Raw genomic sequence first — 24,217 nt, forward strand, 5'->3', positions numbered from 1 at the left:
GCAGAACCGTTCGGCGGCGCGGGTTTTTCCTCCGCGCCGCCACGCGAGCGGGCCGACGCGAAGCGCAGTCTGTCCCCGAATTTTCCGATACCTTCCCATTTGCTTTCGACGAAAGCTGCGCAGCCATGTCCCGTTTGAGATCCACCCTTCTCGTCCTGGCACTTGCCTTCTTCGCGCTGCCGCTCGTTCACGCGGCGGGCAACGCGCAAGGGGCCGGCGATCTGCGCTCTCTCATCAACGAACTCGCCAAAGGCCGCTACGAGGACACCGAGGCCCAGATCGCGGCGATCGCGGCGACCGGTGACGAGGCTGCGGTGCCGGCCCTGCAGGCGCTCGGCTCCAACGACCTGATGGCGCGCAAGTCCGATGGTGCGGTCTTCATCGTCAGGAAAAAGAGCGGCGGCTATCAGCTCATTGATCCGCTCACCGGCGATGTCGCGGGCGAGGCCGGTCGGCGCGACATGGAGCGCATCCGCATCAATAACCGCCTGAGGCGGTCCATTCGCGCGGCGCTCGGCGAACTGACCCTGATGTCGAAGAACCCCGACCGGCGCCGCCGTGCCGCCGAACAGGTCTTCAAGGCACGCGACGCGGAGGCCATCGAGACGATCGACGAGGCGCTTGCAGCGGAGACGGATCCGGGCATCGCGACGCTGCTGCGCGAGGCGCGCGCAGCAGCGATCCTCAATTCCGATGCCTCGGAAGAAGACAAGCTCGCCGCCGTCGAGGTGATCAAGGCGCGCGGCGACCAGGAGGCCCGGGCGATTCTGGCGGCAACGGCGGAAGCAGGCGCCGGCTCCGGGGAGACCGCCCTGCATGATGCGGCCGCCCGCGCGCAGGGCCATGTGGAACAGATCCTCAGCCTGTGGAACGCGGCGCAGAACGTCTGGTACGGGTTGTCGCTGGGCTCGGTGCTGCTGCTCGCCGCCATCGGGCTCGCCATCACCTTCGGCGTGATGGGCGTCATAAACATGGCGCATGGCGAGATGGTGATGATCGGCGCCTACACCACTTTCGTGGTGCAGGAAATCATCCGCACCTCCGCGCCGTGGCTGTTCGACGCCTCGCTCGCCATCGCGCTTCCGCTTGCCTTCCTTATCGCGGGGGCCGTCGGCGTCGCTCTGGAGCGCTTCGTCATCCGCTTCCTCTATGGCCGGCCGCTGGAAACGCTGCTGGCGACCTGGGGCATCTCGCTGATCCTGCAGCAGGCGGTGCGCTCGATCTTCGGCGCCAACAACCGCGAGGTCGGTACGCCATCGTGGATGTCGGGGCTGACGGAAGTCGGCGGGCTGACGATCACCTACAACCGGCTTTCGATCATCATCTTTTCGCTGGTGGTGTTCGGCGTGCTCATCACGGTGCTGAAAAGCACGCGCTTCGGGCTCTACACCCGCGCCGTCACCCAGAACCGGCGCATGGCGAGTTCGATGGGCATCCGCACGCCCTGGGTCGACGCCATGACCTTTGGCCTCGGTTCCGGCATCGCCGGCATTGCAGGTGTTGCGCTCTCCCAGATCGACAACGTCTCGCCCAATCTCGGCCAGAGCTACATCATCGACTCGTTCATGGTCGTGGTGTTCGGCGGGGTCGGCAATCTGTGGGGCACGCTGGTCGGCGCGATGACGCTCGGCGTCGTCAACAAGTTCCTGGAACCCTATGCAGGTGCCGTGCTGGCCAAGATCCTGCTGTTGGTCTTCATCATTCTGTTCATCCAGAAGCGTCCACGGGGCCTCTTTGCTCTCAAGGGCCGGGCGGTCGAAGCATGATCACCTCGTTTCTTCTGCGTGCCTTCGACGGCAAGGCCTTTGTCTTCCTCGCCATTCTCGCTGCCGTGGCCGTGGCGATCCCGGCCGGAAACCTGCTGTTTCCCGCCGGCCACGCGCTCCACGTTCCGGTCTATGTCGTCAGCCTTCTTGGCAAGTACATGTGCTACGCGCTGCTGGCGCTGTCGGTTGATCTGGTCTGGGGCTATTGCGGCATCCTCTCGCTCGGCCACGGCGCGTTCTTCGCGCTCGGCGGCTATGCGATGGGCATGTACCTGATGCGCCAGATCGGCGCGCGCGGCGTCTACGGCAATCCGGATCTGCCCGACTTCATGGTCTTCCTCAACTGGAAGGAGCTGCCCTGGTACTGGTACGGCTTCGATACTTTCCTCTTTGCGATGCTCATGGTGCTTATCGTACCCGGTCTGCTCGCCTTCGTCTTCGGCTGGTTCGCCTTCCGGTCAAGGGTGACCGGCGTCTATCTCTCCATTATCACGCAGGCGATGACTTACGCGCTGCTGCTCGCCTTCTTTCGCAACGACATGGGCTTTGGCGGCAACAACGGGCTCACCGACTTCAAGGACATTCTCGGCTATTCCGTGCAGGCGGACGGCACGCGCGCGGCGCTGTTCTTCGCCTCCGTCGCGGCGGTCGCCATCGGCTTCGTCATCGCCCGGGCGGTGACGCGATCGAAGCTCGGTAAGGTTCTGATCGCGGTGCGCGATGCGGAAAGCCGCACCCGGTTCCTCGGCTACCGGGTGGAGCATTACAAGCTGTTCGTCTGGGTGCTGTCGGCGATGATGGCAGGGGTCGCCGGTGCGCTCTACGTGCCGCAGGTCGGTATCATCAATCCGGGCGAATTCGCGCCGGCCAATTCCATCGAACTGGTCATCTGGGTCGCGGTCGGCGGACGCGGCACGCTGGTTGGTGCCGTTCTGGGCGCCGTTCTCGTCAACTTCGCAAAGACCTGGTTCACCGGCGTCTTTCCCGAATTCTGGCTGTTCGCGCTGGGTGGTCTGTTCGTTGCGGTAACGCTGTTTCTGCCAAGGGGCATCGTCGGCACGATCGGCCACCACTGGAATGCGCTGCGCGATCGGCGGGCCTCGGCGCGCGCCGAGGCCGGGACCGATGAAGACCCGCGCGAAAGCGAGATCGCGGACGAGATGAACCATCAGGCGGCGGAGTAGGACGATGGTCGAACAGGCTTCCAATTCCGTTCTCTATCTCGACGGCGTCTCGGTCTCCTTCGACGGCTTCAAGGCGCTCAACTCGCTGTCGTTGGTCCTTCAGCCCGGCGAGATGCGGGCGATCATCGGGCCGAACGGGGCGGGCAAGACGACCATGATGGACGTCATCACCGGCAAGACCCGGCCCGACGAGGGGGAAATCTATTTCGACGGTGCGGTCGATCTCACCCGGCTCGACGAGGCCGATATCGCCGAACTTGGCATCGGGCGGAAATTCCAGAAGCCGACGGTCTTCGAAAGCCAGACGGTTCTGGACAATCTGGAACTGGCGCTGAAGGCGCCGCGCGGACCGTTCTCTACGTTGTTTCATCGCCGCAGTGAGCCCGAGAAAGCGCGTATCGACGAGCTTTTGGAGCTGATCAGACTAAGCGAACGGCGCGATGAGCTCGCTGCCAATCTCAGCCACGGCCAGAAGCAGTGGCTGGAGATCGGCATGCTGCTCGCGCAGGATCCGAAGCTGATGCTGGTCGACGAGCCGGCCGCCGGCATGACCGATGCCGAGACGGCAGAGACGGCGACCATGCTCAAGGAAATCAACAAGACCCGCTCGGTCGTCGTCGTGGAACACGACATGACCTTCGTGCGCGATCTCGGCGTGAAGGTCACCGTGCTGCACGAGGGCTCGGTGCTGGCCGAAGGTGCGCTCGATCACGTCTCGGCCGACCCGCGCGTGGTCGAAGTCTATCTTGGGCGGTGAAGGAGTACGCAACGTGCTGAGCGTCGAAAACATCGATCTCCACTATGGTGCTGCTCAGGCGCTGAAGGGCGTCTCGCTTACCGCGGAAGCCGGCAAGGTGACGTGCCTGATGGGGCGCAACGGCGTCGGCAAGACGTCCACCTTGCGCGCCATCGTTGGTCAGCATCCGGTCTCGGCCGGAACGATCACGCTTGAAGGCGAGCTGATCAACGCCATGGCGCCGCACCAGCGCGCACGGAAGGGCGTCGCCATCGTGCCCCAGGGCCGCGAGATCTTTCCGCTTCTGAGCGTGAAGGAGAACCTGGAGACGGGCTTTGCCGCCACGAAGGAACGCACGATCCCCGAAAGCGTGTTCGAGCTTTTTCCCGTGCTCAAGGACATGCTGCGCCGGCGCGGCGGTGATTTGTCCGGCGGTCAGCAGCAGCAGCTCGCCATCGGCCGAGCGCTGGTGACCCGGCCGAAGCTTCTCGTGCTAGACGAGCCGACCGAAGGCATTCAGCCTTCCATCATCAAGGATATAGGCCGTGCCATCGAATGGCTGCGTGATCAGGGCACCATGGCGATCGTGCTGGTGGAGCAGTATTTCGAGTTCGCCCGCGATCTTGCCGACACTTTCGCAGTGATGGATCGCGGCGAGATCGTGATGCAGGGCACGCGAGAAAGCATGATCGAAAGCGAAATGCGGGCGCATCTGACGGTGTGAGGCCCCTTCGGGAGCCGCATTCGCAAGGGGGCACTGCCCGGTGGTACTCCGTTCGTGCCGGGCCGCCGGCTCGGCCTGCGCAAGTCTTGCGCCCGTGAGGCGAATTCGTCACCATTTCCGCACAGCATTAACGTAAACTTCCATCAGATTCGTATCCGATGGAGCCTCGCGTGAAACGTATCCTCATCGCCCTTGCCGGTGTTCTGGTGCTCGTCGCCGTTGTGGCGCTGGTGGTGCCGTTCTTCCTGCCGAAGGACGCGATCAAGCGGCAGATCGTGGCGCAGGTCGAAACGGCGACAGGCTGGCGCCTGCGGCTTGACGGACCGGTCGGGCTCGGGCTTTTGCCCACCTTCTCCCTCAGTGCCCGCGACGTCGGGCTGTCGGGCGAAGCCGGGGCGGATGGTATCGAATTCGCCAAGGTCGAGGAGATCGACTTCGGCCTGTCACTGAGTGCGCTCTTTGGCGGGACCGTCCGCGTGACCGGGATCGCGCTCCACAAGCCGCAGATCCTGCTGGAGACAGATGCGGAGGGGCATACGAGCTGGGCGCCGCGCAAGACCCTGAGCGACCTGATCGATGAATCCCTGTCGACAGAAGGTGAGGATGCGGGATCAGGCGTTCTGCCTCCGGTTCCGGGCGAGAAGGCAGACGCTCCCAAGGCCCCTGTTCCTGCTGACGAGGCGGGACAGGATCTCGCGGATCTTGTGCGCCGGGTCCAGATTGACGAACTGACCATCAGCGACGGATCGCTTTCCTTCACCGATAAGCGCTCCGGACAGGCCATCTCGCTCCAGAAGATCAACACGAGCTTTTTCCTGCCGTCGTCTGAAGAGGCGGCGACGTTGGAGGGTTCGCTCGTCTGGCAGGGGACAGCTTTCGATATCGAAGCCGAACTCGGTTCGCCGCTGGGGCTTTTGCAGAACAAGACAAGCGAGGTTTCCGCGCGGATTTCCGGGGGTTTCGGGGAGGCGACCGTATCCGGAACGCTTGCGGCTGAGCCGCTGGGCGGGAACCTGCGCATTGGTATCTCCGGCGATTCCCTGCCCAAGGCGCTGGCGGCCTTCGGTGTTGCCGCGAAGGGGCTCAAGGATGCCGGAGGCTACAAGATCGCCGCGACGGCCGATCTTGCCCGAGGCCAGATCGCGCTGGAGGATCTGTCCGCATCTGCCATGGGAAGCACCCTGACGGGGCGTCTCGTGGCGGACACGCGCAAGGCGGAGCCGGTTGTGTCCGCGGATCTCGGGATTGATGCCGTCGATCTCGGACGTCTCGGCTTCGGCGGCGGCGATCCGGCGGCTGAACGGATTGAAGCCGTCAACCTGCAGGTTTCTCTTGACGGATTGAGCCGGCCGGCAACGGCACGGGGCGGACTGACGTGGAATGGCGAGCGCTTCGATCTGGCCGCCTCCGCCGCGCCCGAGCCGCTTCTTGCCGGCAAGCCGGCTCCGGTCGAGGCCTCCGTTTCCGGCAGCCATTTCAAGCTCGGTGCAAATGGCACCGGCTCTCTGAGCGGGGCGTTCGACGGGCGTCTGTCGCTTGAAACGGCGAACCTGCGCAATCTGCTCGCCTGGGCCGGCACGCCGTTGCCGCCGGGTGGCGGTCTGAAGCGGTTTGCGGTTTCCGGGCGCATAGACGTCGGCTCTCAGCGCATCGGTTTCAAGGATGCCTCCATCGCCCTTGACGGGACGACCGGCACGGGAGCCGGCGAGGTGATATTGGCCGGTGCGGTGCCGAAAATCACCGCTTCTCTGGCTCTCGATGCGCTCGTGCTCGATCCCTATCTCGGCGGAGAGGCGTCCGCCGGCTCGCGCGGGGATGGCAGTTCCTCTCGGGCGGCCGGAAGCGCAGGACAGCGTTCCGGCGGCTGGAGCGCGGATCCGATCGATTTTTCCGGCCTGAAGGCGATCGATGCCGATCTGACGCTTTCCGCAAAGGAGATCCATTGGGACAAGCTCAAGATCGACAAGAGCCGGCTGACGGTCGCCATTGCCGGGGGCAAGTTGCGCGCCGATCTCGATCCGCTCAGCCTCTACGGCGGTTCTGCCAACGGCGTCGTGACGATTGACGGCACGCAACCGGTGCCGGCCGTCATGTCCTCGCTTGATCTCAGAGGGCTGGAGGCGCATCCGTTCCTGACGGATCTTGCCGATTTCCGTGCCCTGCACGGCAAGACCGCCATCACCTTCGATCTCACCGCGGCTGGCGCCAGTCAGGCGGCGCTTGCCTCATCGCTTTCCGGCAAGGCGCTGGTGAAGTTCACCAACGGCTCGATACGCGGCATCAACATTCCGCAGATGGTGCGCAATCTTTCCGTCTCCACCCTCCTGGGCTGGGGCGAGAAGGATGATGCGCAATCCACGGACTTCAGCGAGCTTTCGGCAAACTTCGTGGTGGAAAAGGGCGTCGCGACCACGTCCGACCTCAAGCTCGTCGGCCCGCTGGTGCGGGTGAGCGGCGGCGGAAAGACGGATATCGGCCAGCGCACGCTCGACTGGCGCGTGGAGCCGCAGATCGTTGCTTCCCTGAAAGGGCAGGGGGCGTCGGGCGATATGGTTGGTCTCGGGGTCCCCGTCGTCATCCGCGGTCCCTGGAGCAAGCCGCAGATCTATCCCGACATTGCCGGCATCCTGGAAAATCCGGGCGAGGCCTACAAGAAGCTGCAGGCTGTGAGCGGCGGGCTTCTCGACATCATGAAGAAAAACCCTGGCAAGGCGTTGGAGGAGACCGTCAAGCAGCTTGGCGGCGATGGCATCGACATCAAGAAGGTGCTGAACGGCGAGGCGGACGACGACGCGGTCCTGAAATCCATCGAACAGGGGTTCAAGGTCGCGCCGAACCTGTTTGGCCTGGGCAAGAAAAAGAAGAAGGAATAGCGGGCGAGGGACTGTTTCCGCCTGACCGCTCCTCCCTGTTGCGGCGCCCGTTGTCAGCCCTCTGCCTCGATCGCCTCCATATCCTCGTCGGAGAGGCCGAAATGGTGGCCGATTTCGTGGATCAGCACGTGCGTGATGATCTCGCCGAGGCTGTCCTCGTATTCGGCCCAATAGTCGAGGATCGGCCGGCGGAAGAGCCAGACGCGGTTGGGCTGCTGACCGGTGAAGACATTGCCGCCGGTCTGGGCGAGGCCTAAGCCTTCGAATAGTCCCAGAAGATCGAAGGGGCCCTCGGCGCCGACGCTTTCGAGCATCGCGTCGCTTGGGAACTCGTCAATGGCGATGACGATGCCGTCGCAGCGTTCACGGAACGCGTCGGGGAGGTCGGCAAACGCTTGATGTGCGATATCGCGAAACGTCGCAAGGTCGGGAGCGGTGGCGGAAGACCAGTCGGAAACGTTCATGGGTGACCCGTCGGCGCAATGAGATACACGTTGTCTCAAAGGTAGGTCGCCGCCAGATAGATCACCAGAGCCACCGCGAAGACGAGCCCGGCGGCCCGGCCGACCCGGCTTCCCCATATCTCGATGGGATCATGTTCCGCGTGCTTGTCGCTTGCGGCGAAGTGATCGCGAGTGCGCCGGGCGACGCGGGCGAAGGAGGAGGCGCCGACGGTTTCGCTGTCGCGGCCAGCCCGATCGAGCGTGCGTTGCGCCTCTCGGCGACGCTCCTCGTCCTGTTCTTCTCGCCGGTTCATACCGTCTCCCGATCGTCAGGACGCCGTCAAGGACGGGCGACTTGCGTCCGCCTGCCTCAAGATGTTCCCGTGCCCGTGATCCTCCTCCGGCCGCTTGGCGTCCCGGTGGCAGGATCAGGGGCGCCTTGCCATCGCGCCCCAAAGCGCCACAATGGCGAGACCCGCAGAGGCAACCGCGTTCCAGCCGGCGAAGCTCAGGCCGAACATCCGCCAGCTTGCTTCCGAGCAACTCACCACATGAAGGTTCTGCAGGGAATTGAGCAGGTTTCCGGAATCGTTTGCAAGCGAACCGCCGCCGCCGCAATCGACCGGTCCGGGCCAGAACTTCCATTCCGCACCGGACTGGTAGACGCCGATGCCGCCGCCGTAGATCATGAGGATCGCGAATGCGACGAGGGCGAGTTTCGCAATCGTCATTCGGTGCGGCGCGAAGCGCGCGATCAGGAATGCGATCAGCGCTAGGGGCAGGCCGACATAGTAGGGCACCCTCTGTTCCAGGCACAGCTTGCAGGGGACATAGCCGCCAATGAGCTGGAAGCCCCAGGCGCCCGCCACCACGGCGGCTCCGCCAAGAAAGACGAGGCCGGCCGCGGCGGCTGTTCTGTGGCGGGCGAGCAGAGAGGAGGGAGAGTATTGCGGCGCCATATGAAGATCCGTTTTGTTCAGAGCAGCTTGATTGCCGCGAAACCGGCAAAGAGCATGATCACGAAGACGGTGAAAACGAGGCCGAGGCGCTTTTCGATGAAGGTGCGGATCGGAGGGCCAAACAGGTAGAGCAATCCGGCGACCGCGAAGAAACGCAAGCCGCGTGCGACGATGCTGGCGAGGATGAAGACACCGAGGTTGAGCCCGGTCGCGCCGCTGGCGATGGTGATCACCTTGAAGGGAAACGGCGTGACGCCGGCGATGAGCACAGCCCATGCGCCCCAGGCGTTGTACTCGGTCTGGAATTTCTGGAAGGCGTCCAGATAGCCGTAAAAGGCCAGGATCGGTTCGGCGATCTGGACGAAAAGCAGTGCGCCGATGGCATATCCCGCCACTCCGCCAATGACGGATGTGATCGTGCACAGGAATGCCAGCGCCCAGGCGCGGGCGCGCTCGGCCAGAACCATCGGGATCAGCAGGAGATCCGGCGGGATGGGAAAGATGGAACTCTCGGCAAAGGAAACCGCCCCAAGCGCCACGGTGGCGCGCGGTCCGGCAGCGAGAGACATGGTCCAGTCGTAGAGGCGGCGCAACATGGTCTGCTCTTTAGCGAGGGCGAGAAGGCAAGTCCATTGCCATCATCGTGAGTGCGATCAACAGTCCTGTGAGCTCGGGGGCGTCTGACCGATTGACGCGCGCGGTGCCGTCGCTATAGTCGCGCTCGCTTTCGAGCCGCGCTGAAGGCCCCCGTGGCGGAATTGGTAGACGCGACGGATTCAAAATCCGTTGTCTTAACGGACGTGCCCGTTCGAGTCGGGCCGGGGGCACCATTACACCGCGCTTTCACGGCTACGGCGCCCGATGCACATGGCGTCGGCACGGCGTCCGGCTGGTTCGCAACGCTGGCGGTTTACGCGCCGTTTCTTTGCTCTAGTTTCCCCATCTGAACACAATCTCGCGGCGCAGATCCATTGCGCGTTACGTTCGCGCCCGTCCGGGCATCCGTTTTCAGATCGGGAGATATTTCATGGAAACCCTCTCCACACAGGGCCTCGCAATGCCGCGCCTCGGTCTCGGCACCTACCGCATGACGGGCAACGATTGCGCAAGGGCGGTGGAACATGCCCTGTCGCTGGGCTATCGCCATGTCGACACGGCCGAGATGTACGGCAACGAGGACGGCGTGGGGGCCGGGCTTGCTGCCTCCAGCGTCGCCCGCGACGACATTTTCCTCACCACAAAGGTCTGGCACGATCATCTGACGCGGGACGGCATTCGCGGTGCGCTGGAGGCAAGTCTGGAAAAGCTGAAGACGGACTATGTCGATCTCTATCTCGTGCACTGGCCAGCGCCCGACATGGACATGGGGGAGGTTTTCGAGACCATGGCGGCGTTGAAGGAGGAGGGGCTGATCAAGGCGATGGGTGTTGCCAATTTCACGGTCGATCTGATGAAGCGCGCCGTTGAGGAAATCGGTGCGCCGATCGCCTGCAATCAGGTCGAGTACCACCTGAAGCTCGACCAGTCGAAGCTGCTCGGATATCTGACCACGAAGGGCATTCCGCTCGTCGCCTACGTGCCGCTCGGCCAGGGCCGGCTGGCGGACGAGGAGGGGCTTGTCGCGATCGCGGAGAAGCACGACGCGAGCCCGGCGCAGATCGCGCTCGCCTGGCTGATGGACCAGCCGGGCGTGGCCGCGATCCCGAAGGCGTCGCGCAACGAAACCCAGCAGGCAAACCTTGATGCGCTCTCGATCCGCCTCGACGACGAGGACCGCGCTCTCATCGCGGCGCTGCCGAAGGATGTGCGCTACGTCGATCCGGATTTCGCGCCGGACTGGGACTGACGCAACGCGCGTTCAGGGGATCTCCCTGAACGCGCAATCCTGCGAATGCAGGTTCGGTCTTTCCCGGGCCAAATATCAGGCGAGGCCCTTTTCCATGACGCGGGCAAGGCGGCCGGCGAAGGCGGTCGGGTCGCTCGGGTGTTCGCCGTCGAGAATGCGGGCCTGGTCATAAAGCAGCCAGGCGGCATCCTTCGTGAAGTCCTTTGCCGTGTCGTCGCCAAGATGGGCGGCGAGCGATTTCACAAGCGCATGGCGCGGATTGATCTCCAGCACCGGCTTTGATCCCGCCCCCCCGGGGGCCCCTTCGCGCCGGCTCATCAGCTTCTCGAACTGACGGTCGGGGCCGTGTTCGGGCGCCACCAGACAGACCGGGCTTTCGGCAAGGCGGGAGGAGATGCGCACGTCGGTCACCGCGTCACCGAGCGTCTCCTTCACGTAGGTGACGAGCGATGCGACGTCCGTCTTGCTGTCCCTGGCGTCTTCCGCGTCCTTGTCCTTTTCCTCCTCGGGCAGGGGGATGGCATCGAGGTCGGCCGCGCCCTGCGTCACCGAGCGGAAAGGCTTGCCGTCGAAGCCCAGCGCCACCTGCACCCAGAAGGCATCGACCGGATCGGAGAGCAGCAGCACTTCGACGTCACGGGCCCGGTAACCTTCGAGCTGCGGGCTGGCCTTCACTGCGGCCGGGTTGTCGCCGATGGCGTAGAAGATCTGGGTCTGGTTCTCCTTCAGATCTGCGACGTACTCGGCAAGGGTGCGCCAGTTCTCGCCCGACTTCGTCGTCTTGAAGCGGACGAGCCCCAAAAGCTTGTCCCGGCGCTCGAAGTCCTCGTAGAGGCCTTCCTTGATGACCGGGCCAAAGGTCTCCCAGATCCGGAGATACTTTTCGCTCTCGTTGTCGGCGAGCTTCTGAAGTTCGGACAGGACGCGGTTGGTGACGCCCTTGCGGATCGCGTCCAGCACCGGGTTCGATTGCAGCATCTCGCGCGAGAGGTTGAGCGGCAGATCCTGCGAATCGATCACGCCGCGCACGAAGCGCAGATAGGCCGGCAGCAGGTCCACGTCGTCGGCGATGAAAACGCGCCGGACATAGAGCTTCACCCGGCCCTTGCGGTCGGGATCGAAGAGATCGAACGGCGTAACGGAGGGCACGAAAAGCAGCACTGAATATTCGTGCCGGCCTTCGGCGCGGTAGTGCAGCGTCAACGCCGGTTCGTCGAACTGGCGAGAGACGTGGCCGTAGAATTCCTTGTACTCTTCTTCCGTAATCTCGGACTTGTTGCGCGTCCACAGCGCGGAGCCATCGGCGATCTCGCGTTCCTCGATGGCCGTTGCCGTATCGTTACCCGACTTTTCCTCATCGCCCTCCGCGTGGCTTTCTTCCGCCTCCACTTCGCTGGCGAGGACGATCGGCACGGGAACATGTGCGGAGTATTCGCGCACGATGCGCTCGATCGCGGGAGCCTCGGCATAGTCGAGCGCGTCGTCGGCAAGATGCAGCACCACGCGTGTGCCGCGCGCCGGCGCGCCCGCTGGATCGGCGGGCTCGACGGTGAAGCTACCCTGTCCGTCGGAGCGCCATGTCCAGGCCTCGTCGGAGCCTGCGGCGCGGCTGACGACCTCGACCTCGCCCGCCACCATGAAGGCTGAATAGAAGCCGACGCCGAACTGGCCGATCAGCGCCTGGCCGTCCTTGGCCTCGCCGAGCCCTTCAAGGAAGGCGCGGGTGCCGGAGCGGGCGATCGTGCCCAGATTGTCGATCAGCTCCTCGCGGCTCATGCCGGTGCCGTTGTCGGAGACGGTCAGGGTCTTTCCGGCCTTGTTCGTTTCCAGTCGGATCCGGAACGTCTCGTCGCCGGCAATCAGGTCTGGCGTGGTCAGCGCGCGCTGGCGCAGGCGCTCGCAGGCGTCCGCGGCGTTGGAAATCAGCTCGCGCAGAAAGATGTCCTTGTTGGAATAGACCGAATGCACCATCAGGTGCAGAAGCCGGGCGACTTCCGCCTGAAATTCGTGGGCTTCCTTTTCGGGGGTCTGGGAAGACGCATCGCCAGCCTTGTCGGCCGCGGGCTTCGTGGCGGCTTTCTTCGTCTTGCTCGTCATGTTCGCAACCCGTCCTGAAATGAAATTCTCGCTCCGATGCAAAAAGAAGCGGCGGAGCGGGGCAGATATCGGTGGTTTTGCGGGCAGGTTCAAGCTCCCCGCGGCAATCGCGCGAGGGGACGGGCGAGCGCAGGGAATGCGAAACGAGAAAATCGGGGGGAGCCGGACAAAGAAAAAGGCCGGCGGAGCCGACCTTCAATCGCTGCCAGGTGGCCCGGTTCTGAGCCAAGTCCCCGGGGGGCTGGGGGGCTGAAAAATCCGAAGTCTCGGCGGAACCGGGCCGTCTGAGGCAACGATGGGAATATGGATGCCCAAAGTGTCGTCGCAAGGGCGGCATTAAGGCGAAAATAAGAATTTTCGGCAGGCAGCCCTTCGCGCCGCGACTCGTTCCGGTTTCTGCCCGAAATCCGTTGGATTCCGCGCTTTTGAGCAGAAAACACGCACTGAGAGCGCTATCCGGTACCTTCCGGCTTGCCACATGCCGCCATGGGCGCAATCATGTTGGTGCGACGGCTCAGGTTGTGCGTGGGCTGCGAGCAAACCGCATTGCGGAGATTTCGCATCGCCTGGAAATGCAAACGTCAGCCTGGATACGCACACGCCAGAAAGAGGAGGCGTCATGAGCGAGGCCGAAGAAAGTCTATCGCTGCGCGGCGGAACCCCTTATTCGTCCCTGTCCGCCGCGCCAGGCAAGCCTGCCCCGGCGGTCGTGTCGTTCAATCGGCGCGAACTCGACCAGATCCTCCGGGTCTACGGACGAATGGTTGCGGAAGGCGAATGGCGGGATTACGCCATGGACTTCCACAAGGACAAAGCCATCTTCTCGATCTTTCGGCGCACATCCGAAATGCCGCTTTACCGGATCGAGAAGGAGCCGAAAAACGCCCGCCGGCAGGGGGCCTATTCGGTGGTGGCCGCAGGCGGCATGATCCTGAAACGCGGCCACGAGCTGGACAAGGTGCTGCGCATCTTTGAGAAGAAGCGCCACCTCACACTGGTTTGACGCAATCCACGGCTTGAGTTGATGTCGCTGCGACCGCCCCGACGCTTTGCCAACGCTTCCGACCTGGATCCGGTCGAGAAGGCACTGGAATACGAGGTGCTGGCTGAGAAGGCCTCCACGCTCGGCCGGCTGCAGGGCAAGCTCGAACGCGCGCTGGCACTAGTATCGGAATGCGAAGGGAGCGCTGAGGCTAACACGGAGCGCCATGAGCGGCTTCTGGAGGAGGCTGGCGAGGCTCTGTGGTATGTCGCTATCCAGCGCGACCTGTGCGGTCTGCGGGTGGATGCGGCCTTCTATCGGACATTTCAGGTGCCGAAAGCGGTGATCAACCGCATGGGGCCGGCCCGACGGCCGGCGCCTCACGCAGCCAACGGATAGGTTTCCTCGATCACGTACGGGCCGCCGCCGGTCGATGCCTTCGACGAAAACAGCACGAAACGGCCGGCGATGAACGGTGGGGCCTGGAAGTCGCCACGCATGGCGAGCCAGTTCGCGACCTCAGCCGGGCTGGTGCCGCCGCGCAGGCGGCAGATGGTCATGTGCGGCGTGAACTTGCGTCGTTCGGCCGGCAGGCCGAGCCGCTGGATGATGCGCTCCTGCTCGGCCTGAAGCTCGCTCAGCGCCGGGGTCAGCTCGACATGAGCATGGATCGAGTGGGGCTTGTCCTTGCCGAAGGCGCCGAGGCCGTCGAGACGGATCTCGACCGGATCGCGGTGAATGCGGTCGAGCGCGTCGGCAACCTCGTCGGCCAGCCGGTCGTCTATGTCGCCGATGAAGCGCAAGGTGATGTGATAATTCTCCGGCTCGATCCATCGCGCATTGCGAAGGCCGCCCCGCAGCAACGACAACCTCATGCCGATTTCGGCTGGAATTTCCAGGCCGGTGAAGAGACGCGGCATGGCGGAACTCCCGGTTGCTGAGTTTCGGTCAGTGTGGCTGCGGCGAAAGGGATTCGGCAAGAGCCAATCAAGAAGACGCTGCCTGTGCGCGGCACATTTTGTCGCCGCGATGCAACCGGGCCACCGAGGTGGCCCGGCGCTTTTGCATGAGAGAGCGTTAGGGGCAGGGGCTGCCGTGCACCTGGTAGAGGGTATTGATCCGCTCCATCGCCTCCGCACCGAGATCGATGTCGGCGGCGTCGATGTCCTGCGCGAGCTGGTCGAGATTGGTGGCGCCGATGATCATCGAGGTCACGAAGGGGCGGGAATGAACGAAGGCGAGTGCCAGTTCTGTCGGCGTCAGGCTGAGGCTTTCGGCCAGATCGAAATAGGCTTCCGCCGCCGGTTCCGCTCCCGGCGTCTGGTAACGCTGCTGACGGTCGAAGAGCGCCCAGCGCGAACCTGCCGGCCGCGCGCCGCCGCGGTATTTGCCGGTCAGGAAGCCCTGCGCCAACGGCGAATAGGCCAGGAGCCCAACCTGCTCGCGCGCATGGATCTCGGCAAGGTTCGTCTCGAACGTGCGGTTCAGCAGCGAATAGGCGTTCTGGATGGAGACGACGCGCGGCAGGTCGCTGGTCTCGGCTGCCTGCAGATAGCGCATCGTTCCCCAGGCGCTCTCGTTGGAAAGGCCGACATGACGGATCTTGCCAGCCTTCACCAGATCGGCGAGCACGGAGAGCGTTTCCTCGATCGGCGTCTCGTCGGGCGCGGGATCCTGCGGTTGCCAGATCGTCGGGTTGGTGCCGAACTGCGAGACGATGCGGTCGGGCCAGTGGATCTGGTAGAGATCGATATAGTCGGTCTGGAGCCGCTTCAGGCTCTTGTTGACAGCCTCTTCGATCTGGATCCGCGTCAGCCGGCCTTCCGAGCCGTCGTTGCGGAACCAGGTGTTTCCGGTCCGTCCGACCACCTTGGAGGCGAGGATCACCTTGTCACGGGTGCCGCGTGCCTTGAACCAGGTGCCGATCGTCTCTTCCGTGCGGCCCTGCGTCTCGGCCTTCGGCGGGATCGGGTAGAGTTCGGCGGTGTCGAAGAAATTGATGCCGCGCTCCAGTGCCATGTCCATCTGGGCATGACCTTCGGCCTCGGTGTTCTGCTCGCCCCAGGTCATCGTGCCGAGACAGACGCTGCTGACCTCGATACCGGTTCGCCCGAGTTTGCGCATTTCGATCATATGGGAAGTTCCTGAGTTGGTCGGATGGGAGGACGGGATCTTTGTCCCGTTTGAGAGAAAGGAGGCGTATCGGAGAGGAAATATCGCTTTTCAGTCTGAGAATGCGAGGGTTACCGCGCGTTTGCCTCCGCCAGTAGCGCTTCGACATCCGGCAGGATGCCTTTCACGATGACGGCGACACCCGCGCCGGTCGGATGCATGCCGTCGCCAAGGTTGAGCGCCGGGTCGCCGGCAACGCCGTCCAGAAAGAACGGATAGAGCGGCACGCCGTATTCTTTCGCAAGGTCGGGGTAGATCGCATTGAACGCGCGGCCGTATTCAGGACCCATGTTGGGCGGCGCCAGCATGCCGGCGAGCAGCACGGGCAGGCCGCGCTCCTTCAGTTTCTCCAGCATGGCGGCAAGGTTCTTGCGGGTTTCCTCAGGCGCGACCCCGCGCAGCGCGTCGTTGGCCCCGAGTTCCAGGATCACCGCGTCCGCATTGTCGCCGATGGACCAGTCGAGCCGCGCCAGGCCGCCCGCGGTCGTGTCGCCGGAAACGCCCGCGTCGATCACGTTCACGTCATGACCTTTGGCCCTCAGGACCTGCTGCAGCTGATCGGGAAAGCCCTCTCCGGGATCGAGGCCGTAGCCGGCCGTCAGGCTGTCTCCGAAGGCGACGATGGTGGTCCCGTTCGCCGCTGCAGGGCCGGCGGATGCTCCGCCGACGATAAGCAGGCTGGAAATCATGATTGCCAGGAAGCGCATGAACCCTCTGGATTGATCGTGCTCCGTCCCCATATTGGCCGGGACACATGGTCGACGCCAATAGAGCACGTTCGATGGAAGACCGCCAAGCGCGGTCGTTTGGTGATCTTTAGGCATTCGGCCCGTAGCGCGTGTCCGACATCGGGTGCCTGCCGCCGCATGCCAGTCATCGGGCGCCGGACGGCAAACCCATCAGATGTCGGGCCTATCATTTGGGTTCGAGCCAGCCGAGGACAAGGCCCGTGGACCATCCTGCCGAACAGCCGGCCATTTCGCTCCGGGACGTTCACCTGTCGTTGGGAAACGGCGCCGCCCGGGTGCACATCCTGAAAGGGATCGATCTCGATATCGCCCGCGGCCATTCCGTCGGCATCATCGGGCCATCCGGTTCGGGCAAGTCGACGCTGCTGATGGTCATGGCGGGGCTGGAGCGGGCCGACAGCGGCACGGTGCGGGTGGCAGATACCGAACTCACCGGTCTTTCAGAGGACGAACTCGCGCGTTTTCGCGGACAACATGTCGGTATCGTCTTCCAGTCCTTTCATCTCATTCCCAACATGACGGCGCTTGAAAACGTTGCCGTGCCGCTGGAGCTTGCCGGCGAATCCCGCGCATTCGAGCGCGCCCGCGACGAACTCGCCGCCGTCGGACTCCGCGACCGCGCCACCCATTATCCGGCCCAGCTTTCCGGCGGCGAGCAGCAGCGCGTCGCCATGGCCCGCGCGCTCGTCACCGAGCCGGAGATCCTCATCGCGGACGAGCCCACCGGCAATCTCGACGAAACCACTGGCGCAAACATCATCGATCTGATGTTCGCGGCCCAGCAACGGCGCGGCACGACATTGGTGCTCGTCACCCACGATCGCTCGCTCGCCGATCGCTGCACCACCAGCGTGCGCATCCATTCCGGCCTTATCGACGCTGATCACGTCGCCCGACCCGCGCATGCGGCGGCGGGGCGCTGACATGGCGCGGGCCGCAGCAGGGGCGGCGGGCGGATACGCCACGATCGCGACGGCCTTCCGCTTCGCACTTCGCGAAATGCGCGGAGGGCTTCGCGGGTTCTACGTCTTCATCGCCTGCATCGCACTGGGCGTTGCCGCAATCGCCGGCGTCGCCTCGCTGTCGCGCGGGCTGACCGAGGGCATCACCGGCGAGGGACGGTCGATCCTCGGCGGCGATCTCGATTTTTCGCTGGTCCACCGCGAGGCGAGCGGGCCGGAGCGCGTCTTCCTCGATGGGCCCGGCAGGATTTCCGTGATCGCCAACATGCGCGCCATGGCGCGAACGCCGTCCGGCGATGCGCAGGCGCTCGTCGAGGTCAAGGCGATCGACGGCGCCTATCCGCTCTTTGGAACCTTGCAGCTTTCCCGGGGCGGCGACGTGCACGCAGATCTGGCGCAAACCGGCGACGTCTGGGGCGCGGTCGTCGATCCGGCACTTCTGGCCCGTCTCGACATAGCCGTGGGCGACCAGATCACGCTCGGCTACGCGAAGCTCAAGGTGGTCGACACGATCGCATCGGAGCCCGACAAGCTCAGCGGCGGAGTCGATTTCGGACCGCGGCTGATGATCTCGCGCGCCGCGCTCGACGCTTCCAGGCTGTTGCAGCCCGGCACCCTGGTGCGCTGGCATCACCGCGTGGCCATCGACGGGGCTTCGGCGGGGCCGGCTGGCGATGCGGCCGTCAAGGCGGTGCGGGAGGAGGCGGAGGCACGCTTTCCCGATGCGGGCTGGCGGATCCGCAGCCGCGACAATGCCGCGCCGGGGCTCAGTCGCAGCATCGGCCAGTTCTCGCAATTCCTGACACTCGTTGGCCTCACCGCCCTGGTGGTCGGCGGTGTCGGCGTCGCCAATGCGGTGCGCGCCTTTCTCGATTCCAAGCGGTCGGTCATTGCCACCTTCAAATGCGTCGGGGCGCCGGGAAGCTTCGTCTTCTGGCTCTACCTGATGCAGATCCTGTTGCTGGCCGGCCTTGGCGTGGCGATCGGTCTGGTGCTCGGAGCGCTTCTGCCGTTTGCGGCCGGGGCGGCTCTGTCCGGCGTGCTGCCGGTGCGGGTGATCGCCGGCATCTATCCGGGTGAGCTGGCGCTGGGGCTCGTCTACGGTCTGCTCACCGCGCTCGCCTTCGCGCTCTGGCCACTGGGGCGCGCGCATGACGTGCCGCCGACCGCGCTCTTTCGCGACGAAATCGGCACAGGTGTTCGTCTGCCACGTCGGCGTTACGTCACCGCGGCGGCCCTCACGGTGCTGCTGCTGGCGGGGCTTGTCGTCCTGCTTTCCTACGAGAGGCGCATCGCGCTCATCTATGTCTGTGCCGCCGCCGCGTCCTTCATTCTGCTGTTCGCGGTGGGACGCGGGGTCATGGCGTTGGCGCGGCACATGCCGCGCTTCGGCGCAATTTCGGGACGTGCAGCCGCGCTTGCGACCGAGTGGCGTCTGGCGCTTGGCAACATCCATCGTCCCGGCGCGCTGACGCCATCGGTCACCCTGTCTCTCGGGCTCGGGCTGACGCTGCTCGTCGCGCTGACGCTGATCGACGGAAATCTCAGGCGCGAGCTTACGACGCGGATCGCGGGCGATGCGCCGAGCTTTTTCTTCCTCGATATCCAGAGCGACCAGATGCCCGCATTCCGCGACCTGATCGCCCGGGAGGCGCCGAAGGCGGAGCTCGTGACCGCACCCATGCTGCGCGGGCGCTTGGTGAAGCTCAGCGGGGTGCCTGCATCGCAGGTCCAGCCGGCGCCGGACGCAGCCTGGGTGCTTCGCGGCGACCGCGGCATCACCTATTCCGCCGATCTGCCGGAGAATTCCGAACTCGTCGCCGGCAAATGGTGGCCGAAGGACTATACCGGCGAGCCGCTTGTTTCCTTCGAGGGCAAGCTTGCCAAGGGGCTGGGGCTCAAGATCGGCGATCCGGTAACCGTCAACGTGCTTGGGCGCGAGATCACGGCGCGGGTCGCCAACACGCGGGACGTGGAGTGGGAGAGCCTGGCGCTCAACTTCGTCATGGTGTTTTCGCCAAACACCTTCGCCGGTGCGCCGCATTCCTATCTCGCCACCGTCACCTGGAAAGAACCGGTCGGCACGACGCGCGAAATCGCGTTGCTGAAATCTGTTTCCAACGCCCTGCCGACGGTAACCGGCGTGCGCGTCAAGGATGCGATCAATCAGGTGAACGATCTCGTCGGCCAGCTCGCCTGGGCAATCCGGGGCGCCTCCGCCATCACGCTCATCGCCAGCGTTCTGGTTCTGGCGGGCGCGCTGGCCGCCGGTCACAGCAACCGCATCCATGATGCGGTGATCCTCAAGACGCTTGGGGCGACCCGTGCCCGGCTGATCGCCGCCTATGCGATGGAATATGCCATGCTGGGGATCGCAACGGCGGTCTTTGCCGTGATCGCCGGCACCGTGGCGGCCTGGTACGTGATCGTGGAGATCATGCATGTCGGCTTCGCGTTCCAGCCGATGACGGCGCTTGTCGCCGCGCTCGTCGCGCTGGTGCTTTCCGTGGGCTTCGGCCTGATCGGCACGTGGCGTGTGCTGGGCGAACGGCCGGCGCCGGTTCTGCGCAATCTCTAAGTGTTTCGGAAATTCTTCGTGTAATATGCTCCTATTCCAACTCTTCGAGGTGTGACGGGTTCGAATTTGTTTGAGTTTAGAGATCGTATTCCATCTTCTGTCGCCGCGCGCGCAAATAATGCACTTGGATTTCTTTCATTAAATATAGCATTTATGCCTGACAAAGCGGCAGCCTTTCCATATCGACTTTTAGAATATATAGCTCCTATGTAGTAAGTCTTCTTGTTTTTTTGGTTGGAAGTATCTAGCCATGCTCTGTCTGGATTCGCGCCATTAAAAGTCCCATTTTTGATGGCAGATATGCCGGACTTCGATATCTTATAGATACAGAAATACCCATTTATGCTGATTTTACCATCATCTCTTCGCTTAAAAACTTTCCAGAAAGATTTGTGATCAATACTATAAATTCTCCTTATTTGCTCTATATTTGAAGATTCATCCCCAAAAACGTTATTTGAAATTGTGTCAATTTGATTTAAATCGGCGAAATTACATGGTTCGACGCACCATTCGCCACGGAAAAAAGAAAATGAAAGCGATGAGGTAGCCTTGTCATATAACTTGTAAATGGTATAATATGCTATAAGAAAGAGTAACAATATAGAGGATGCATCTATTATGTGTTCTCTGTGTGTGCATAAAATTCCGCCTTCAGAAATAAAATATGTGCAAATTGGCTTAAAAACTCTATCGCCAATGTCCACTGCATTCGATAGTACGATTATTATTAATATTATAATAACTATACTGTAGTTTTTTTTGTTCATTCCGGCGCCTTTTACTTTTCGACTATTTTGAATATATATTAATATGATTTTTTGATATTGGTTTATCGAAGCTATTTGACCCTAGGGTATATTGTCTAGTGGGCGTTAGTCTATTTTTATTTTTCTCTGCAATATTTCTTTTTTGAAGTCATTGATATCCCGCTGTGTAATGTCAATCTCGATTGCTGATTTTCTCGTTTTTCAGGCCTGCGGGTTTTCCGAGGCCTTCATTCATTTCAGAGCCGTGAGTGCGTCTTATGAGGCCAATTCATCTTGAGCAGGTGCTCGACTTCGTGCGCGAGGTCGATCTGAGGTTGGGGGCATGCGGCCCGGGCGGCACGCGCGATGGCCTCGAACGCAATGCCGTTTCGCTCCTGTCATCGCTCGATCAGGCGCGCCGCGACGAGCTTGCAGCGGCAATGAGCGAGGTATGCGGGCTGCTGCGCGCCTCCGCGATCAAGGTGGCGGTTGAGCCGCCCGAAAGCGCGGACGCGCAATGGTGCATGCAGGAGTATTTTCAGGAGCTGGCCAGGCGTTTCGATGCCGGCTTCGATCCCTCGGCGAGCAATCCGGCGGATGCGGCTTCGCTGCGCGCCCCCCACGGAGCCTTCGTTATCGCCCGGCTCGACGGCAAGCCGGTCGGCTGCGGTGCGGTCAAGCAGATCAAGGCCGGCATGGGCGAGGTCAAGCGTATGTGGGTGGCCGATGGCGCACGCGGGCTCGGTGTCGGGCGGCGGATCATCGAGGTGCTGGAGGCGGAGGCGCGGGGCTTCGGGATTTCGCTTCTCCGGCTGGAGACCAACCGCAACCTGACGGAGGCGCTCGCCCTCTACCGCTCCTCCGGCTACCGGGAGGTGCCGGCCTTCAACGACGAACCCTATGCGCACCATTGGTTCGAGAAGGATCTTGGCTGAGCCTGCTCGCCCGCCGCCCCGCCGTGTGCCGAAGACCTTAACCAATTCAACGGCCACGGGGATAAAATCACGCGAATGTGCCATGATGCGGTCTTGTTCGTGGTGCCGCATGCCACCATATTCGACGCAGCGCCCGTCCAGGCGCCTATGTGTCTCTTCGGGGCGTAATCAAAAGCGAGGATTTCGATGGCGACCTTCGACCGTAATCAGGCAACCCGATATGCGGGTTCGCGCGCCGAGGCCGGCCTCTATGACGCTGGCCTCAGGGCCTACATGCTGCGCGTGTACAACTACATGGCGCTCGGCCTCGGTATCACCGGGCTCGCAGCGCTCGGCACCTTCATGCTGTCGGTGACCGACAACCCGGCGAACGCCGTGGCGCAGCTCAACAATGGCATGATGCTCACCAATCTCGGTGTCGCGCTGTTTGCCAGCCCGCTGAAGTGGGTGGTGATCCTGGCGCCGCTGGCGATGGTGTTCTTCCTCTCGTTCCGCATCCAGAAGATGAGCGTCGGGGCCGCGCAGGGCACGTTCTGGGCCTATGCCGCGCTGGTGGGCATTTCGCTCTCCTCGATCCTGATGGTCTACACGCATGAGTCGGTGGCGCGGGTGTTCTTCATCACCGCGGCCTCCTTCGGTGGCCTAAGCCTCTTCGGCTACACCACGAAGAAGGATCTGTCCGGCTGGGGCTCGTTCCTGTTCATGGGCCTGATCGGCATCATCATCGCGTCGCTGGTGAATATCTTCATCGGCTCCAGCGCGCTGCAGTTCGCCGTGTCCGTGATCGGCGTGCTCGTCTTTGCCGGTCTTACCGCCTACGACACGCAGCAGATCAAGGAGATGTACTATTCGGGGGACAGCGATGTCGTCGCCGGCCGCAAGGCGATCATGGGCGCGCTCAGGCTGTACCTGGACTTCATCAACCTGTTCATCATGCTGATGCAGCTCTTCGGCAACCGCGACTAGCTTTCTCGTCCGCATCGCGGATTGTCCGGAAACTGAAAACGGGCGCGGATCACTCCGCGCCCGTTTTTCATTGCCGTACCGGTTGCCCGGCTGAATTCCGCCTCAGGCGGGTTCCTTGTCCTTCAGCTTCGAGATGTTCAGCATCTGCATGACGGCCTTTTCGTAGTAGGGCTCGGTGGAACCCTTGCGGACCTTGCGCAGGAAATATTTCTCGAAGGCAACCTTGGCCAGGTGCACCCACTTGCCGCTCGACGACCAGTTGACGTTGCGCGGCGGATTCTGTGGCTGGGCGACGAAGACCACCCCGCCGTCGCCGAAATCGGCAAGGCAGATGGCGTTCCAGGAGCCCTGATGGGTGGGTTCCTTGCCGGCCACGATCTCCTTCAGGTTCCAGGCGATCGCGGTCACCATGCTCTCGATCATGTAACCCGTCTTGGGCACGCCGACGGGCACCGGGGTCGCTTCCAGCGGGGCGATGGCGATGCAGACGCCGGCGCCGAAGATGTTTGCGTATTTCGGGTTGCGCTGGTGCTTGTCGACGATGACGAAGCCGCGCGGATTGACCAATCCCTCGATGCCCATCAATGCGGGAATGCCGCGAAAGGCCGGAAGCATCATCGAGTAGCCGAACGGCAACTCGCGGGTCTTCTTCACAGCGCCGTCGTCGTCGTGTTCGAGGACGGTCATCTTGCCTTCCTCAACCTTCGCCACCTTGGCATTGGTGATCCAGCGGATGTGGCGTTCGCGCATCTCCGATTCCAGCAGGCCCTTGGTATCGCCCACGCCGCCGAGGCCGAGATGGCCGACATAGGGCTCGGCGGTGACGAAGGTCATCGGCACCTTGTCGCGGATCTTCCGCTTCCTCAGGTCGGTGTCCATGATCATCGCGAATTCGTAGGCCGGGCCGTAGCATGAGGCGCCCTGCACCGCACCGACCACGATCGGCCCGGGATTGGCGCAGAAGGCCTCCCATCCGGCCTGCGCGCTGGTGGCGTGCTCGACGTCGCAGACCGACTGCGTGAAGCCCTCCGGACCCAGACCCTCGATCTCGTCGAATGCGAGTTCGGGGCCGGTGGCGATCACCAGGTAATCGTAGCCCATGGTCTCGCCGTTGGAGAGCCTTACGGCGTTTTCCTCCGGCAGCACCTTTTCGGCCGCCGCGTGGACGAATTTCACGCCGTGGCGGGGCAGCGTGGAGGCGAGGTCGACGGTGATGTCCTCGCGCGTGCGCCACTTGACGGCCACCCACGGGTTGGACGGCGTGAACTGGAAATAGGGCGCCTTGGAAACGACCGTCACCTCGTGCGACTTGCCAAGCGCCTCGCGGATCTCGTAGGCCGCCGATATGCCGGCCACGCCTCCGCCGAGAATGAGAACCCGGGACATTGCATTCCTCCTGTTTTCCCCGCGGCGTGGACTTGTTCTTGTTGGTTCGTCAAGTTGCCGGAGCGGTTTGCCGGGATGGGGCGGCTGTGCCGTCTTCCCCCGGTTGCCCC

General features: G+C 63.2%; 22 protein-coding genes and 1 tRNA gene. 13 read left to right on the top strand and 10 right to left on the bottom strand.

Annotated elements, in window-relative coordinates; translation table 11 throughout:
• Positions 1–125: 125 nt before the first annotated feature.
• From urtB to V2L18_RS18895, 5 genes are all read left to right on the top strand, one after another.
• The gene (gene urtB, locus V2L18_RS18875; protein ID WP_336179868.1) at positions 126–1,766 is read left to right on the top strand and encodes an urea ABC transporter permease subunit UrtB; all 1,641 of its coding nucleotides are present in this window, start codon (positions 126–128) and stop codon (positions 1,764–1,766) included.
• Positions 1,763–2,950 (top strand): urea ABC transporter permease subunit UrtC, encoded by a 1,188-nt coding sequence (gene urtC / locus V2L18_RS18880; protein ID WP_336179869.1) that lies wholly within the window; start codon positions 1,763–1,765, stop codon positions 2,948–2,950. The genes urtB and urtC overlap by 4 nt, the downstream gene beginning before the upstream one ends.
• Before the next feature lie 4 nt (positions 2,951–2,954).
• The gene (gene urtD, locus V2L18_RS18885; RefSeq protein ID WP_336179870.1) at positions 2,955–3,707 is read left to right on the top strand and encodes an urea ABC transporter ATP-binding protein UrtD; all 753 of its coding nucleotides are present in this window, start codon (positions 2,955–2,957) and stop codon (positions 3,705–3,707) included.
• Positions 3,708–3,720: 13 nt separating this feature from the next.
• Positions 3,721–4,410, top strand: a complete 690-nt coding sequence (gene urtE / locus V2L18_RS18890; protein WP_336179871.1) for an urea ABC transporter ATP-binding subunit UrtE — start codon at positions 3,721–3,723, stop codon at positions 4,408–4,410.
• A 170-nt stretch (positions 4,411–4,580) separates the two neighbouring features.
• Entirely contained in the window at positions 4,581–7,283 is a 2,703-nt protein-coding gene (locus V2L18_RS18895; RefSeq protein ID WP_336179872.1) for an AsmA family protein, read from the top strand.
• A 53-nt stretch (positions 7,284–7,336) separates the two neighbouring features.
• Here the strand turns inward: V2L18_RS18895 and V2L18_RS18900 are convergent, their stop codons facing one another.
• From V2L18_RS18900 to V2L18_RS18915, 4 genes are all read right to left on the bottom strand, one after another.
• The gene (locus V2L18_RS18900; RefSeq protein WP_336179873.1) at positions 7,337–7,747 is read right to left on the bottom strand and encodes a metallopeptidase family protein; all 411 of its coding nucleotides are present in this window, start codon (positions 7,745–7,747) and stop codon (positions 7,337–7,339) included.
• Between the two features lie 35 nt (positions 7,748–7,782).
• A complete protein-coding gene (locus V2L18_RS18905) occupies positions 7,783–8,040 on the bottom strand; it encodes a hypothetical protein (protein ID WP_336179874.1) in 258 nt (85 codons plus the stop codon).
• 114 nt (positions 8,041–8,154) lie between these two features.
• Positions 8,155–8,685, bottom strand: a complete 531-nt coding sequence (locus V2L18_RS18910) for a disulfide bond formation protein B (RefSeq protein ID WP_336179875.1) — start codon at positions 8,683–8,685, stop codon at positions 8,155–8,157.
• A 17-nt stretch (positions 8,686–8,702) separates the two neighbouring features.
• Complete coding sequence (locus V2L18_RS18915; RefSeq protein WP_336179876.1) at positions 8,703–9,281, bottom strand: YqaA family protein; 579 nt, start codon at positions 9,279–9,281, stop codon at positions 8,703–8,705.
• 147 nt (positions 9,282–9,428) lie between these two features.
• Here V2L18_RS18915 and V2L18_RS18920 point away from each other — a divergent pair.
• Together V2L18_RS18920 and V2L18_RS18925 are read left to right on the top strand one after the other, a co-directional pair.
• A tRNA-Leu gene (locus V2L18_RS18920) sits at positions 9,429–9,515 on the top strand.
• A gap of 197 nt (positions 9,516–9,712) precedes the next feature.
• Positions 9,713–10,531: an aldo/keto reductase gene (locus tag V2L18_RS18925; RefSeq protein ID WP_336179877.1), complete on the top strand. Its 819-nt coding sequence runs from the start codon at positions 9,713–9,715 to the stop codon at positions 10,529–10,531.
• A gap of 75 nt (positions 10,532–10,606) precedes the next feature.
• Here V2L18_RS18925 and htpG read toward each other — a convergent pair whose 3' ends face one another.
• Positions 10,607–12,628 carry a molecular chaperone HtpG gene (gene htpG, locus V2L18_RS18930; protein ID WP_336179878.1) on the bottom strand — a complete coding sequence of 674 codons (2,022 nt, stop codon included), beginning with the start codon at positions 12,626–12,628 and terminating at the stop codon, positions 10,607–10,609.
• 619 nt (positions 12,629–13,247) lie between these two features.
• On the opposite strand from htpG, the gene V2L18_RS18935 reads away from it, so the two are divergent.
• Together V2L18_RS18935 and V2L18_RS18940 are read left to right on the top strand one after the other, a co-directional pair.
• Positions 13,248–13,631 carry a DUF2794 domain-containing protein gene (locus tag V2L18_RS18935; protein ID WP_336179879.1) on the top strand — a complete coding sequence of 128 codons (384 nt, stop codon included), beginning with the start codon at positions 13,248–13,250 and terminating at the stop codon, positions 13,629–13,631.
• 21 nt (positions 13,632–13,652) lie between these two features.
• Entirely contained in the window at positions 13,653–14,009 is a 357-nt protein-coding gene (locus tag V2L18_RS18940; protein WP_336179880.1) for a DUF6665 family protein, read from the top strand.
• On the opposite strand, the gene thpR is transcribed toward V2L18_RS18940, so the two are convergent.
• The 3 genes from thpR to V2L18_RS18955 all read right to left on the bottom strand — a co-directional run bounded on the left by thpR (position 13,991) and on the right by V2L18_RS18955 (position 16,489).
• Positions 13,991–14,530, bottom strand: coding sequence for an RNA 2',3'-cyclic phosphodiesterase (thpR, locus tag V2L18_RS18945; RefSeq protein ID WP_336179881.1), 540 nt, complete (start codon positions 14,528–14,530; stop codon positions 13,991–13,993). The genes V2L18_RS18940 and thpR overlap by 19 nt on opposite strands.
• A gap of 157 nt (positions 14,531–14,687) precedes the next feature.
• Positions 14,688–15,740, bottom strand: coding sequence for an aldo/keto reductase (locus tag V2L18_RS18950; RefSeq protein WP_336179967.1), 1,053 nt, complete (start codon positions 15,738–15,740; stop codon positions 14,688–14,690).
• Positions 15,741–15,853: 113 nt separating this feature from the next.
• On the bottom strand, positions 15,854–16,489 hold the full coding sequence (locus tag V2L18_RS18955) for an arylesterase (RefSeq protein WP_336179882.1): 636 nt from the start codon (positions 16,487–16,489) through the stop codon (positions 15,854–15,856).
• Positions 16,490–16,731: 242 nt separating this feature from the next.
• Between V2L18_RS18955 and V2L18_RS18960 the strand changes: the two genes are divergently transcribed.
• Positions 16,732–17,454 (top strand): ABC transporter ATP-binding protein, encoded by a 723-nt coding sequence (locus V2L18_RS18960; RefSeq protein WP_336179883.1) that lies wholly within the window; start codon positions 16,732–16,734, stop codon positions 17,452–17,454.
• 1 nt (position 17,455) lies between these two features.
• Positions 17,456–20,071 carry an ABC transporter permease gene (locus V2L18_RS18965; RefSeq protein WP_336179884.1) on the top strand — a complete coding sequence of 872 codons (2,616 nt, stop codon included), beginning with the start codon at positions 17,456–17,458 and terminating at the stop codon, positions 20,069–20,071.
• Here the strand turns inward: V2L18_RS18965 and V2L18_RS18970 are convergent.
• On the bottom strand, positions 20,068–20,841 hold the full coding sequence (locus V2L18_RS18970) for a hypothetical protein (protein ID WP_336179885.1): 774 nt from the start codon (positions 20,839–20,841) through the stop codon (positions 20,068–20,070). The genes V2L18_RS18965 and V2L18_RS18970 overlap by 4 nt on opposite strands.
• Before the next feature lie 257 nt (positions 20,842–21,098).
• Here V2L18_RS18970 and V2L18_RS18975 point away from each other — a divergent pair, with 257 nt between their 5' ends.
• Positions 21,099–21,755: a GNAT family N-acetyltransferase gene (locus tag V2L18_RS18975; RefSeq protein WP_336179886.1), complete on the top strand. Its 657-nt coding sequence runs from the start codon at positions 21,099–21,101 to the stop codon at positions 21,753–21,755.
• 186 nt (positions 21,756–21,941) lie between these two features.
• On the top strand, positions 21,942–22,721 hold the full coding sequence (locus V2L18_RS18980; protein ID WP_336179887.1) for a Bax inhibitor-1/YccA family protein: 780 nt from the start codon (positions 21,942–21,944) through the stop codon (positions 22,719–22,721).
• A gap of 102 nt (positions 22,722–22,823) precedes the next feature.
• Here the strand turns inward: V2L18_RS18980 and V2L18_RS18985 are convergent, their stop codons facing one another.
• Complete coding sequence (locus tag V2L18_RS18985; protein WP_336179888.1) at positions 22,824–24,107, bottom strand: FAD-dependent oxidoreductase; 1,284 nt, start codon at positions 24,105–24,107, stop codon at positions 22,824–22,826.
• Positions 24,108–24,217 lie beyond the last annotated feature (110 nt).

Origin of the sequence: Breoghania sp. JC706 (genome assembly GCF_037026715.1) — a bacterium.
In the GTDB taxonomy this organism is placed as follows: domain Bacteria; phylum Pseudomonadota; class Alphaproteobacteria; order Rhizobiales; family Stappiaceae; genus Breoghania.